Genomic DNA, 12,622 nt, shown 5'->3' on the forward strand with positions numbered 1-12,622 from the left:
ATGCGCCGCATCCTCGCCCTCGCCTTCCTTCTCGCCTGTACCGCCGCCGGGCAGGCGCACGACGCCATGGCCGGCATGGCGATGGGCCACGAGGCGCCGCTCGGATTCGACGCGGCACTCGACGACGCGGGACACCTCTGGGTCGTCGATACCGTGGGCGAGCACGTGCGCGTGCGTCGTTCCGACGACATGGGCCGCACTTTCGCTCTGTCGACCATCGTCAACCCGACCGGCGAGCCCGTTTACGCCGAGGGCGAGAACCGGCCGAAGGTCGCGTTGGGCCCGGCAGGCGAGCTCTATGTGACGTGGTCGCAGCCGCGCAAGCTGCCATGGACGGGCTTCGTGCGCTTCTCGCGATCGCTCGACGGCGGTGCGCATTTCGACCCGCCGAAGACGGTGCACACGGACACCGCGGAAATCACGCATCGTTTCGACTCGCTGGCCGTCGACGCCCAGGGCAACGTGATCGTCGCCTGGATCGACAAGCGCGACCTCGTGGCGGCGACCGCGAAGAAGGCGCCCTACCTCGGCGCCGCCACCTATTACAGCTGGTCGGCCGATCGCGGCGCCACGTTCGCGCCCGAACGCAAGATCGTCGACCAGAGCTGCGAATGCTGCCGCATCGCGCTCGCGCGGACGCCCGATGGCCACGTCGACGCGTTCTTCCGTGCCATCTACGGCGACAACATCCGCGACCACGCCTTCGCGACGCTGCCGACGGACGGTGGCGCACCGAACGTGAAGCGCGCGACGTTCACGCGGTGGCACATCGAAGGTTGCCCGCATCACGGCCCCTCGCTGGCGATCGACGGACGCGGCACGCGACACGCGGTGTGGTTCAGCGCGGCCGACGGCAAGCCCACCATCTGGTACGGGCAACTCGCGCCGGGCGCCGACCCGAAGCACCTCGTCGCGGTGGCCGGCAACGGCGCCTCGCATGCGGACGTCGCGGTCAGCGGCGCGCATGTGTGGATCGCCTGGCACCAGATGACCGCGAACGGCCTCGACCTTACGCTGCGCGAATCCACCGACGGCGGCGAGCACTTCAGCGAGCCGCGCGCCGTCGCGCATGCCGACGGCTCGTCCGGCTGGCCGAAGCTGGTCGTCTGGAAGGATCGCGCGTTCGTCGCATGGAACCCCGACGGCCGGTTCCGTCTGGTGCCGACGGAGGCGCTGTGATGCGGCGGCTGCTTGCTGCGTTCGCCGCGCTCGTGCTCGCGGCGCCCGCCTTCGCGGTGCCGCCGACGGCGTTGCAGCCCAAGGATGTTCCCACCCTGCTGAAGCCACCGGCGCAAGGGACGCGCGTGATCGCGCTGTGGGCCCTCGACTGCGCGTACTGCGAAGCCAATCTGGACGCGCTCGCGAGGTTCCGCGCATCGCATCCCGGGATCGAGCTCGTGATCGTCGCCACGGACCCCGTCAGCCAGGCCGCGGCGCTCGAAGCGCGACTGAAGACGGCGAAGCTCGATAGCCTGCCCACGCGCGCCTACGCCGACGCGACGCCCGACCGCATCAACTTCCTGCTCGATCCATCATGGGGCGGCGAGACGCCGCGCACGCTGGTGATCCGCGCCGACGGGACGCGCGACGCGGCCAGCGGTCTGCTCGACGCCGCGCGGATCGATCGACTGATCCGCTGACGGCGGGGTACGCTCAGGCTTCCACGGGCTGCGGATGCGGGAAGCGCACGCTGGCGATACGGCTGGCGCCCGGCAGCGCACGCAGTTCCAGCGGCCACTGGAAGCGATCCGAGAGACGACGTGCGATGGCGAGGTCGAAGCCGTGCCGGTCGACCGCCGCATGGCGGCGGCTGCCTTCCTCCGGCGCGTCGAGCGCGGGATTGATCACGCTGACGCTGCCCGGCATGACCGTCACGACGATCGTGCCCTGGTCGGTCTGCTGCAGCGCGTGGCGGATCAGCTGCCCGCAGAGCACCGCGAAAACGCGCGGCGACGCATGCAGCGCGAAACTGGCCGGCTCGTCGAGGACCAGCTCCACGGGGCGCCCGGCGATGAGCTCCCGCGCGTAATCCACCTCCTGGCGGAGCACGGCGTTCACCACGAAATCCTCCTCGGCCAGCCCCTGATCCGACTCGCGCGAGAGGATCAGGAACGCCTCGACGAGGGCTTCCAGTTCCCGCGTGGAACGACGGATGCGCTCCAGCGAGCGGTGGCCGAACTCGGAGAGTTCCGCTTCGTCGGCGAGCATGTCCGACGACATCTTGATGACCGTGAGCGGACTGCGCAGTTCGTGGCTGGCATCGCGGGTGAAGTTTCGCTCCCGTTCGCCGTAACCCTCGATTCGGGTCGCCAGTCCGTGCAGGCCCCGGATCAGGCTGCCGATGTCGCCGTCCGCGCGCTTGTCGCCCTCGCGGTCGAGCCCTTCCATGTTCGGGCGATCGGGATCCCAGCCATCGAGCAGGCGGGCAAGCGCCGCCACGGGAATCCACTCCCGCGACACGGCGAGCCAGGCCAGCCCGCCCGAGCACAGGATGATCGCGATCACCGCGCCGACGGGGGCCACGTTGTTGGCCGCCATCAGCGAGGCGATGATCATCACCGCCGTCTGCAAGACGAACACGACGGCCACGCGTGCGCGAAACGAGCCGCGCCGTCGCCGTTTTTCCTTCGGTGCCCTGCCTTCCATCGATCAGTTCCGGCCTTGCTCCCGCGTCATGCCGTCTGCGACGCGGCGACTTCGGAGTCGAGGTCGGCCAGGCGGTATCCCGCGGAGTGGATCGTGTGCAGCAGCGGACGATCGAACGGCTTGTCGATCACGCGGCGCAGGTTGTAGAGATGCGAGCGGAGGGTATCCGAATCGGGCAGCGTGTCGCCCCAGATCTCGCGCTCGATGTCCCGGCGGCTGACCACGCGCGGCGATTCGCGCATGAGGATCGCGAGCAGCTTGAGGCCGATCGGCGACACCGTGAGTTCCTGGCCGCCACGGGTGAGGCGCAGGGTGGCGGTGTCCAGCGTCATGTCGCCGACGTTGAGCACCTCGGACGAGACCTGGCGGCGATCGCGACGGATCAGCGCACGCAGGCGCGCTTCGAGCTCACGGACTTCGAACGGCTTGACGAGGTAGTCGTCGGCGCCGGCCTCGAGGCCCACGAGCTTGTCTTCCAGTGTGTCGCGCGCGGTGAGCATGAGCACCGGGGTGGACTTCTTGCCGTCCTTGCGCAGCTTGCGGCAGACGTCCAGGCCGTCCATGCCGGGCAACATCAGGTCGAGCACGATCACGTCATAGCTGTTGGACACGGCCAGGTGCAGGCCGCTCACGCCATCGGCGGCGTAGTCGACCGAATAGCCCCGGCGCTCCAGGAATTCACCGACCATCTCGGCGATCTGGCGGTTGTCCTCGACCAGAAGGATCAGGCCTGCCTGTTCGTCGCGGTTGCTCATCGCTCCACTCCTTTCGCTGATTCACAAATGTGAAGAGTTAACGGCCGGACCGGTGAGAACAGCGTGAAGACCGAAAACGAGAATTCATTGTGGGTAGGGAAACGTGCAGGCGGCGTCGACTAACGCAGCATCGGGCTAAGCGCTTTCCACACATTCTCCGCCACCCGGGGTTCGCCCGCGGCCTTCGGATGCAGGCCGTCATCCTGCATCAGCGCGGCGTCCAACGCCACGCCGTCGAGCAGGAACGGCACCAGCGCGACATCGTGCTTGCGCGCGGCGTCGGCGTATACCTTGCGCAGGCCGTCGCGGTACTGCGGACCGTAGTTCACGGGCAGCTCGATCCCCAGCAGGAGCACCTTCGACCCGGCCGCCTTGGCGGCGCCGATCATGGTGTCGAGATTCTGCGCGAGCTGGGCCAGCGGCAGTCCCTGCAGCCCGTCGTTGGCGCCCAGTTCGATGATCGTGACGCCCGGGCGCTGCTTCTGCAGCAGGCCCGGAAGGCGGTTGCGGCCGCTCAGGGACGTCTCGCCGCTGATGCTGGCATTGACCATCGTCCACGGCGTCGCCATCTTCGAAGTGCGCGCGTCCAGCAGACGCACCCAGCCGGCCTCCACCGGGATGTTGTGCGCCGCCGACAACGAGTCCCCGAGCACCAGCACCTTGCGCGGCGTTTCAGCCGCCTGGGCGATGGTGCATCCGACGAACAACAGCAACAGGACAAGGCAACGGCGCATGAGCGATTCTTCCCGGGTTCTTCTCGAAGTGACGGATGTTAGCAAGTCGGTTTTCGGCCCGGAGGGCAGGCTCGACATCCTCTCGGGCGTGAACCTGCGCGTCGCGGAGGGGGAAAGCTTCGCCATCGTCGGCGCTTCCGGTTCGGGCAAGACCACGTTGCTGGGACTGCTGGCGGGCCTCGACGTTCCCACGACGGGTGGGATCCGGCTCGACGGCCAGGCGCTGGAGGCGATGGACGAGGAAGCCCGGGCCGCGATCCGCCGGCGCCTCGTGGGCTTCGTGTTCCAGTCGTTCCATCTGCTCCCGGCCCTCACGGCCGAGGAGAACGTGATGCTCCCCCTCGAACTCGAAGGCGACGACTTGGCGCGCGAACGAGCCCACGCCGCACTCGACGCGGTGGGCCTGGCCGCGCGGCGCCGGCACTACCCGGCCCAGCTCTCCGGCGGCGAACAGCAGCGGGTGGCCCTCGCCCGCGCCTTCGTGCACCGTCCGCGCATCCTCTTCGCCGACGAGCCGACCGGCAACCTCGACCAGCACACCGGCGAGCACATCGGCGACCTGCTCTTCGACATGAACCGGCAGCACGCCACGACGTTGATCCTCGTGACGCACGACCCGCGCCTCGCGGCCCGCTGCGCGCGCTCGGCGGAACTGCACGAAGGCCGGCTCGGGGTCGCCGCATGAACGTGCTGCGCCTCGCCCTGCGCACGCTGCGCCGCGAGTGGCACCTGGTCGAGCTGCGCACGCTCGCCGCCTCGCTCGTGCTCGCGGTTATCGCCCTGGGCGTCGTCGCGACCCTCTCCACGCGCATCGAGCGCGGCATCCTCGCCAGCGCGGCCGAACTCATCGGCGGCGACCTCGGCGTCTCGGCACCGGCGGCGCTCCCCGAACCCATGTCGCGTTCCGCGCAGGCGGATGGCCTCGCGGTCACCCGCGGCGCCTCGTTCCGCAGCGTCGCCTTCGTCGGCGACCGCAGCCAGCTCCTCGACGTGCTCGCCACCGACCGCGCGTATCCGCTGCGCGGCACGCTGGAAGTCCGCGGTGCCGACGGCCGCGACCGCGTCGCGCACGGACCCGGTCGCGGCGAAGTGTTCCTCGACCATCGTGCCATGGTCGGCCTCGGGATCCGCGCGGGGCAGACGATCCAGGTCGGTGGACGCGACCTCACCGTCGCCGCCGAACTGCTGCGCCAGCCGGACGGCGGCGAGCTCTTCGCGCTCGCGCCGCGCGCCCTGATGAACCTCGACGACGCCAGCGACGCCGGCCTGCTGTCCATCGGCAGCCGCGCGCGGCACCGCCTGCTCGTCTCCGGCGCGCCGGGCGCGGTCGCCGCGTGGCGCGCCAGCGCCGAACGGGAGTCCCTTCCGCAGGGTGCCGAGCTCATCACCCCGGAGAAGATGCAGGAACGCATGCGCACGGCATTCGACCGCGCGAGCAGCTTCCTGCGCCTCACCGCGTTGCTGTCGGCGCTGCTCGCAGGCGTGGCGATCGCCCTCGCGTCGGCACGTTACGCGCGGCGCAAGGCCGGCGAGGTCGCGCTGCTGCGCGCGCTCGGCACGCCGCGGCGGCGCGTCGCCGCTCTCCTGGTGACCACGCTGGCCGCGCTGGCGCTGCCCGCCGCCGCGCTCGGCATGGCGATCGCGCTGGCCCTCGCCCAGGGCGCGTGGTATTTCGCCAGCCAGCTGTTCGACAACATCCCGACCAGCCTCCCTCTGGGCCCCGCCTTCGCGGCGGCGGCGATGGGCCTCGCCGTGCTCGCCGGCTTCGCGCTGCCGCCGCTCGTGCGGCTGGCGGAAGTGCCACCCGTCGCCGTCTTTCGCGAATCGATGCAGCGGCGCGTGCGCCGCTTCGACGCCCTGTACCTCGTGCCGCTGGTGACCGCGATCGGTCTGCTCTGGGTGCAGAGCGATTCCGCGAAGCTTGCCGGCATCCTCGCCGCCAGCCTCGCCGGGGTCGCGGTCGTCGCGGCGTTGCTGTCCGCGCTGCTGCTCGTGATCGCGCGACGCGTCGCGCCCGGCGCGCACCCGGCGTTGCGGCTGGGCCTCGCGGCGCTCGCGCGACGCCGCGGCCTGTCGCTGGTCCAGGCCACGGCGCTTTCGCTGGGTCTGTGCGCGCTCCTGCTCCTGGCGGTCATCGCGCCATCGCTGCTCGAGGGCTGGCGCCGCGAGCTTCCCGTCGACACGCCGAACTGGTTCGCGCTGAACCTGCAGGACGACCAGCGCGACGCGTTCACGCAGGCGCTGGGCGCCCTCGGCGCGAGCCGCACGAACATGATGCCGCTGGCCGTCGGCAAGCTCACGGCGATCAACGGCCAGCCGATCGACCGCATCGCCTTCGCCAACGACGAGGCCAGGGATTCCGCCGATCGTCAGCTGCGCCTGTCGTGGAGCGCCGAACTGCCGCCCTCCAACGAAGTCGTCGCGGGCCAGTGGGCCGGCGCGACCCCAGCGCAGGCGGAGGTCTCCGTGGATACGTCGTGGCGCGATCGCTACCAGCTGAAGCTCGGCGACACGCTGAGCTTCGAAGTCGGCGAAGGCACGCTCGACGCGCGCGTCACCAGCGTGCGCAAGGTCGACTGGAGTTCGTTCCGCGTGAACTTCTTCCTGCTGCTCGACCCGGCCCATGCGAGCGAACTGCCGCACACGTGGCTGACCAGCTTCTACCTTCCGCGCGGCCACGGCGACGCGCTCGCGAAGGTGTCGCGCGACTTCGGCAACCTCAGCCTCATCGATGTCGACGCGCTGCTCGATCGCGTGCGCGAGATCGTCGACCGCGTCGGCGGCGCCGTGCGCTGGGTGCTCGGATTCAGCCTGCTCGCCGGGGCGCTGGTGCTGACGGCCGCGCTCGCGGCGAGCGCGCAGGAGCGTCGCAAGGAGGCCGCCCTGCTCCGCACGCTCGGCGCGACGCGCGCGCAACTGCGCGCCGCCGCGGCGTGCGAGTTCGCGCTGCTCGGGCTCGTCGCCGGCCTCACGGCGGCGTTCGGCGCGCTGGGCGCGGGTCTGTGGCTGGGCAACGCGGTGTTCCGCATCGAGGACTTCGTGCCGCCGGTATGGCCGCTCGTCGCCGCGGCCGCGATCGCCGCTTTCATCGTGATGATCATCGGGCTGCTCGGCACGCGAAAGGTGCTGCGCACGTCGCCGATGGCCCTGCTGCGGGAAGGATGATGCCAGGAGGGTGGCTCAGTCCGGCGCCACCATCTCCAGCGACATCACGATCGCGTCCTCGCGACCGCCCTTCGCCGGGTAGTACGAGGGGCGTCTGCCGATCTGGGTGAATCCGAGGGAGTCGTACAGGGCTTTCGCCACCGGATTCGACGGTCGCACCTCGAGGAAGATGCGCTCCGCGCCGTACCAGCGGGCGAGATCGATCAGCCGGCGCATCATGCGCCGGCCGTAGCCGAGCCCGCGATGCGTATCGGCGATGCAGACGTTGAGCACGTGGGCCTCCCCCGCCGCGACGGAAAGGATGCCGTAGCCGGCGATCTCGCCGTCGTGCACCAGCACCCAGCAGTTGTGCCCGGCCTGCAGGCAGTCGCGAAAAATGCCGGCGCTCCACGGGAAGTCGTAGGACGCGTGTTCGATGGCGACGACGGCGTCGAGGTCCTCGCGGCGCATGGCGCGGACTTCCGTCGAGGGGCGGGCCACGGCGACCATCGACTCAGGCTCCGCGAAGCGTGCGTCCGAGCGCGCGCAGACCGTTCCACAGCCGTCGCTTCGCCGCGGCGTCCGCGACGATCGCCGCCGGCGGATCGACGAGAACGATCTGGGCTTCGCTCATGACCGCCGCCGGAAGCTCGTGACCCAGCGCCCGTGCCTGCGCCTCGCCGAAGACGAGGTACGACCGCGCCACCGGCACACCCGTAAGGCCCTGCGCGTCGACGTGCATGCGCGGGGCGCGCCCGAGAACGGGGCCTCGACCGCGCAGGGCACGTCCGACGAGATCCAGTTCGCGCTCGGTGGCGTTCGCGGGCAGCACGACGACGCAGTCGACGCGACCACGCGGTGCATCGTTGGCGGCGTCGACGGGCATCTCCGGCATGGCCGGTGCGCCGCGCAGGCGCCAGGGCGTGACCCCCATCACCCTGAGCAGACGATCCCGACGTTCCGGCCCGGCGACCACGGCGTTACTCCGGCGCCCTGGCGTGACGACGTGCCCGGCGACGGCGCGTGGCGCGCCCCCACAGCGTCATGATCGGACCGGAGATCGTGTAGATCACCGCCACGGCGAACAGCACCCGGGCGGTGTCGACCAGCAGGAGCACGACGATCAGCACCGCCGCGATGAGCCAGATGAAGGGCACCCGGTCGCCCTTCGGCCATGCCTTGAAGCTGTAATAGCGCACGTTGCTGACCATCAGCAGACCGGCGATGACCGCCAGGGGCATGGCGACGAACGCGACCGACGGGCCGGCGATGTCGAACTTCTCCATCGTCCAGACGAACGACATGCACAGCCCGGCCGCGGCCGGGCTGGCCAGGCCCTGGAAGTAACGCTTGTCGGCGACCCCGACCTGGGTATTGAAGCGGGCGAGGCGCAATGCCGCGCACACGGCGTATATGAAGGCCGCGGCCCAGCCGATCTTGCCCCAGACCGGGCCATACGCCGCCAGCGACGACAGGGCCCACGTGTACATGACCAGCGCCGGGGCGAGGCCGAAGCTGACCAGATCCGAGAGCGAATCGTACTGAACGCCGAATTCGCTCTGCGAGTTGGTCAGGCGGGCGACCCGTCCGTCCATGCCGTCGAGGATGCCGGCGACGAAAACGGCCAGCGCCGCCACCGCGTAATGCCCGCCGATCGCGGACACGATCGCGTAGAAACCGGCGAACATCGCGCCCGTCGTGAAGAGGTTCGGCAGCAGGTAGATGCCGCGATGACGCGGCCCCTGGGCCTGGATCGGATCGCTCATGGGCCATTCCGTGACGTGGGCCGACAGTGTATCCCAGGCGCCGTGAAGCGTCAGTGCGGCGCCGCCGGGCGGGCATCGCGATCCCGTCGCTTGCGCGCCCGACGGGCCGGTGATACTTGTGTCGCCCACCTCTACCATCGTTGCCGGAAGGCCCCCATGCGTCGTTGCGTCGCCCTTGCGATTCTCGTATCGGTCTGCCCGCTCGCCTTCGGCCAGGCCTATAAATGGAAGGATGCGCAGGGTGTGACGCACTACGCGGACGCGCCGCCGCCGGGCAGCGTCCGCTACGAGAAGATCAAGACGACCGGCACCGTGGAAGCGCCCGCGCCGCCGCCTTCCACCGCGAACTCCAGGCCCGCGGACGACGGCAAGGCCTCCGCGAACCCGGCCTCGACCGAGGACACCGCGGCGAACCGCAAGAAGCTCTGCGACCAGCTGCGGAAAAATACCGACATCCTGGCGAACGAGCGGGTCGTGTCGGTCGATGACGGGAAGGGGGGCCAGGCCCCCCTCGACGACGCCGCTCGCAAGCGGCAGATCGAGACCACGCAGGCGCAGATGACGCTTTACTGCAAGTCGTGACGCAGCGAGCGGCGGCTGCGCGGCGTAAACGCCTATAATCCCGGCTTTACCGTCCGGACCGCTCGCCGATGCGCCTCAGCCAGTTCCACCTCGCCACCGTCAAGGAAGTCCCCGCCGACGCGGAAATCGCCAGCCACCAGCTGATGCTGCGCGCGGGCATGATCCGCAAGCTCGCCTCCGGCCTGTACACCTGGACGCCGCTGGGCCTGCGCGTGCTGCGCAAGGTCGAGCAGGTCGTCCGCGAGGAAATGGTCCGCGCGGGCGCGGTGGAAATGCTGATGCCGTCGGTGCAGCCGCGCGAACTGTGGGAGGAGACGGGCCGCTGGGAGAAGTTCGGCGGCCAGCTGCTCAAGATGAAGGATCGCAAGGAACAGGATTTCTGCTACGGCCCCACCCACGAGGAAGTCGTGACCGACTTCGCGCGCAACGAGCTGAAGAGCTACAAGCAGCTTCCGCTCAACGTCTTCCAGATCCAGACCAAGTTCCGTGACGAGATCCGCCCGCGCTTCGGCGTGATGCGCGCGCGCGAATTCCTGATGAAGGACGCCTACTCGTTCCACCTGACGCAGGAATCGCTCGCCGAGACCTACCAGGTGATGTACGACGCGTACTCCCGCATCTTCACCCGGCTGGGTCTCGCGTTCCGCGCGGTGGACGCCGACACCGGTGCGATCGGCGGCAGCGCGAGCCATGAATTCCAGGTGCTGGCCGATGCCGGCGAGGACGCCCTCGCCTTCTCGGACGAGTCGGCCTACGCCGCCAACATCGAACTGGCGGAAGCGGTCGCGCCCGCTGTCGAGCGCCCTGCCCCGTCCGCCCCGCTGACGCGCGTGGACACGCCGAAGCAGCGGACGATCGAGGAAGTCACCGCGTTCCTCGGCGTGCCGGCGTCGCAGGTCGTCAAGACGATCCTCGTGCGCGGCCGGGAGGGCCTCGTCGCCCTTTGCGTGCGCGGCGACCATGAAATCAACGAAGTGAAGGCGGCGCACCTGCCCGAGCTGCCGGACGACTCCGAGCTCGCGAGCGAGGCCGAGATCCTCGCCGCGACCGGCACGCGACCGGGCTTCATCGGTCCCGTGGGCCTGCCCGATTCCATCCCCGTGATCGTCGATCGCAGCGCGGCCGTGCTCGCGGACTTCGTCTGTGGCGGCAACGCGGACGGCACCCATTACACCGGCGCGAACTGGCAGCGCGACGCGCGCGTCAACCGCGTCGCCGACATCCGCAAGGTCGTCGAGGGCGACCCGTCCCCGGACGGCAGGGGCACCATCCGCCTCGGCCGCGGCATCGAGGTCGGCCATATCTTCCAGCTCGGGCAGAAATACGCCGAGGCGATGGGTGCCGGCGTTCTCGACGACCAGGGCAAGATGCGGACCATGTTCATGGGTTGCTACGGCGTCGGCGTCAGCCGGATCGTCGCCGCGGCCATCGAGCAACGCCACGACGATGCCGGCATGATCTGGACCGATGCGATGGCGCCCTGGCGCGTCGCGGTATGCGTCATCAATCCGAAGAACGACCCGGTGGTCGCCGAGGCCGCCGAGTCGCTTTACCAGGCGCTCGCGCAGGAAGGCATCGATGCGGTGCTCGACGACCGTGGCCTGCGCCCGGGCCCGATGTTCGCGGACATGGAATTGATCGGCATCCCGCACCGCGTGGTCGTCAGCGGTCGAGGCCTGGAGGCCGGCACGTTCGAATACCGAGCGCGCACCGACAGCGAAGCGCGCAACGTGTCGCGCGAGGAGCTCTTCGCCATCCTGGCATGAGCCAACCGCACGTCCGATGGATTATGCCCGCGTGCTTTTCATGCACGCGGGTTAATTCGATTAATGCGAAACATCCAATGCGATGACCGCCCTAAGCCCGTCTCGATACGCGGCCGAATCCCATGCGAATGATCCATCTAGGGAATGGTCGGCGCCATTTCGGAAAGGCACGCGTAAAGACCGGACTGTAGGGCGTTTCCGATACTAACGTCGGAAACATGCAGAGGTCTCGATAATGGATGACATTATTTCGCGGATTAGGTCACAATTCAGTGTGTCCGCATTAATCGCGCACTACGCGACCCGTAATTCGCCGGGTCGACGCTGATCAAATCCACGCAATAGGAGATGCCAATGGCCGTCGATATCAAGAATCTCAACCATAACCAGCTCGAAGAGCTGATCGCCAAGGCCCAGACCCGTCAGACCGAACTGCGTAAGGAAAAGGTCGGCCGGCTGCGCGAGAAAATCAACGCGCTGATCAAGGCCGAGGGCTTCACGTTCGACGACGTGTTCGGCGCCCGCGCCCCGAAGTCGAAGCGCGCCGGCGCCACCGTCGCCGCCAAGTACCGCAACCCCGCCGACGCCTCGCAGACCTGGTCCGGCCGCGGCAAGCGCCCCCGCTGGTTCAACGATGCGCTCAAGGCCGGCAAGAAGGAAAAAGACCTCCTGGTCTGATCCCCATCACCGCACCGCGGCATTCATAGGGAGCCACTCATGCCTCTCGTCCGGATCGATCTGCGTCGCGGCAAGGATGCCGCCTACCGCACCGCCCTTGGCCGCGCCGTGCACGATGCCCTCGTCAGCATCGGCGTGCCCGCCGACGATCGTTTCCAGGTCATCGCCGAACACGACACGGAAGGCCTCGTCTACGACGCCCATTACCTCGGCATCGAACGCACCGACGACATCGTTCTGGTGCAGATCACGTTCAACGACACGCGCACTGTCGAGCAGAAGAAGGCCCTGTACAAGGCGATCGCCGAGAACCTCGGCCGATCGCCGGGGGTGAAGCCCGGCGATGTCTTCGTCAGCCTCGTCGAGGTGAAGAAGGAGAACTGGTCGTTCGGCAACGGCGTGGCGCAATACGCCAGCTGAGCGGCGTGCTCTGGTAGGAGCGCGCCCTGCGCGCGACATCTTTTGAGGCCGAGCCCCCGAGCTGGCGCGCCACCTTGGGAATCGGGGCGAGAAGATGTCGCGCCCGGGTGCGCTCCTACAAATGGCGCGGT

Annotated in this window: 14 protein-coding genes; 8 read left to right on the forward strand and 6 right to left on the reverse strand. The window is 69.1% G+C overall.

Annotated elements, in window-relative coordinates:
- Both J2X58_RS09160 and J2X58_RS09165 read left to right on the forward strand, forming a co-directional pair.
- On the forward strand, window positions 1–1,179 hold the full coding sequence (locus J2X58_RS09160; protein ID WP_310047722.1) for a sialidase family protein: 1,179 nt from the start codon (window positions 1–3) through the stop codon (window positions 1,177–1,179).
- Complete coding sequence (locus tag J2X58_RS09165) at window positions 1,179–1,640, forward strand: hypothetical protein (RefSeq protein WP_310047723.1); 462 nt, start codon at window positions 1,179–1,181, stop codon at window positions 1,638–1,640. The genes J2X58_RS09160 and J2X58_RS09165 overlap by 1 nt, the downstream gene beginning before the upstream one ends.
- A gap of 13 nt (window positions 1,641–1,653) precedes the next feature.
- On the opposite strand, the gene J2X58_RS09170 is transcribed toward J2X58_RS09165, so the two are convergent.
- The 3 genes from J2X58_RS09170 to J2X58_RS09180 form a co-directional block, all read right to left on the reverse strand.
- Window positions 1,654–2,646, reverse strand: coding sequence for a HAMP domain-containing sensor histidine kinase (locus tag J2X58_RS09170; protein WP_090176583.1), 993 nt, complete (start codon window positions 2,644–2,646; stop codon window positions 1,654–1,656).
- Between the two features lie 26 nt (window positions 2,647–2,672).
- Window positions 2,673–3,401, reverse strand: coding sequence for a response regulator transcription factor (locus J2X58_RS09175; protein WP_036111366.1), 729 nt, complete (start codon window positions 3,399–3,401; stop codon window positions 2,673–2,675).
- Window positions 3,402–3,520: 119 nt separating this feature from the next.
- Complete coding sequence (locus J2X58_RS09180) at window positions 3,521–4,135, reverse strand: arylesterase (protein ID WP_310047726.1); 615 nt, start codon at window positions 4,133–4,135, stop codon at window positions 3,521–3,523.
- Here J2X58_RS09180 and J2X58_RS09185 point away from each other — a divergent pair.
- Together J2X58_RS09185 and J2X58_RS09190 are read left to right on the forward strand one after the other, a co-directional pair.
- A complete protein-coding gene (locus tag J2X58_RS09185; RefSeq protein WP_310047727.1) occupies window positions 4,134–4,820 on the forward strand; it encodes an ATP-binding cassette domain-containing protein in 687 nt (228 codons plus the stop codon). The genes J2X58_RS09180 and J2X58_RS09185 overlap by 2 nt on opposite strands.
- A complete protein-coding gene (locus J2X58_RS09190) occupies window positions 4,817–7,300 on the forward strand; it encodes an FtsX-like permease family protein (protein ID WP_310047730.1) in 2,484 nt (827 codons plus the stop codon). The genes J2X58_RS09185 and J2X58_RS09190 overlap by 4 nt, the downstream gene beginning before the upstream one ends.
- A 15-nt stretch (window positions 7,301–7,315) precedes the next feature.
- Here J2X58_RS09190 and rimI read toward each other — a convergent pair whose 3' ends face one another.
- Genes rimI through pssA form a run of 3 tightly spaced genes read right to left on the reverse strand, consistent with a single transcriptional unit; the run spans window position 7,316 to window position 9,045 of the window.
- Window positions 7,316–7,789 (reverse strand): ribosomal protein S18-alanine N-acetyltransferase, encoded by a 474-nt coding sequence (rimI, locus tag J2X58_RS09195; protein ID WP_090052228.1) that lies wholly within the window; start codon window positions 7,787–7,789, stop codon window positions 7,316–7,318.
- Between the two features lie 4 nt (window positions 7,790–7,793).
- Window positions 7,794–8,255, reverse strand: coding sequence for a hypothetical protein (locus J2X58_RS09200; RefSeq protein WP_310047731.1), 462 nt, complete (start codon window positions 8,253–8,255; stop codon window positions 7,794–7,796).
- A gap of 4 nt (window positions 8,256–8,259) precedes the next feature.
- The gene (gene pssA / locus J2X58_RS09205; protein ID WP_090052225.1) at window positions 8,260–9,045 is read right to left on the reverse strand and encodes a CDP-diacylglycerol--serine O-phosphatidyltransferase; all 786 of its coding nucleotides are present in this window, start codon (window positions 9,043–9,045) and stop codon (window positions 8,260–8,262) included.
- Window positions 9,046–9,201: 156 nt separating this feature from the next.
- Between pssA and J2X58_RS09210 the strand changes: the two genes are divergently transcribed.
- From J2X58_RS09210 to J2X58_RS09225, 4 genes are all read left to right on the forward strand, one after another.
- The gene (locus J2X58_RS09210) at window positions 9,202–9,627 is read left to right on the forward strand and encodes a DUF4124 domain-containing protein (RefSeq protein ID WP_310047732.1); all 426 of its coding nucleotides are present in this window, start codon (window positions 9,202–9,204) and stop codon (window positions 9,625–9,627) included.
- Between the two features lie 68 nt (window positions 9,628–9,695).
- Window positions 9,696–11,393 (forward strand): proline--tRNA ligase, encoded by a 1,698-nt coding sequence (locus tag J2X58_RS09215; RefSeq protein ID WP_310047735.1) that lies wholly within the window; start codon window positions 9,696–9,698, stop codon window positions 11,391–11,393.
- Window positions 11,394–11,747: 354 nt separating this feature from the next.
- Window positions 11,748–12,071, forward strand: coding sequence for an H-NS histone family protein (locus tag J2X58_RS09220; protein ID WP_090052216.1), 324 nt, complete (start codon window positions 11,748–11,750; stop codon window positions 12,069–12,071).
- Between the two features lie 39 nt (window positions 12,072–12,110).
- A complete protein-coding gene (locus J2X58_RS09225; protein ID WP_090052214.1) occupies window positions 12,111–12,491 on the forward strand; it encodes a tautomerase family protein in 381 nt (126 codons plus the stop codon).
- Window positions 12,492–12,622 lie beyond the last annotated feature (131 nt).

Origin of the sequence: Luteibacter sp. 3190 (assembly GCF_031456385.1) — a bacterium.
Classification (GTDB): Bacteria; Pseudomonadota; Gammaproteobacteria; order Xanthomonadales; family Rhodanobacteraceae; genus Luteibacter.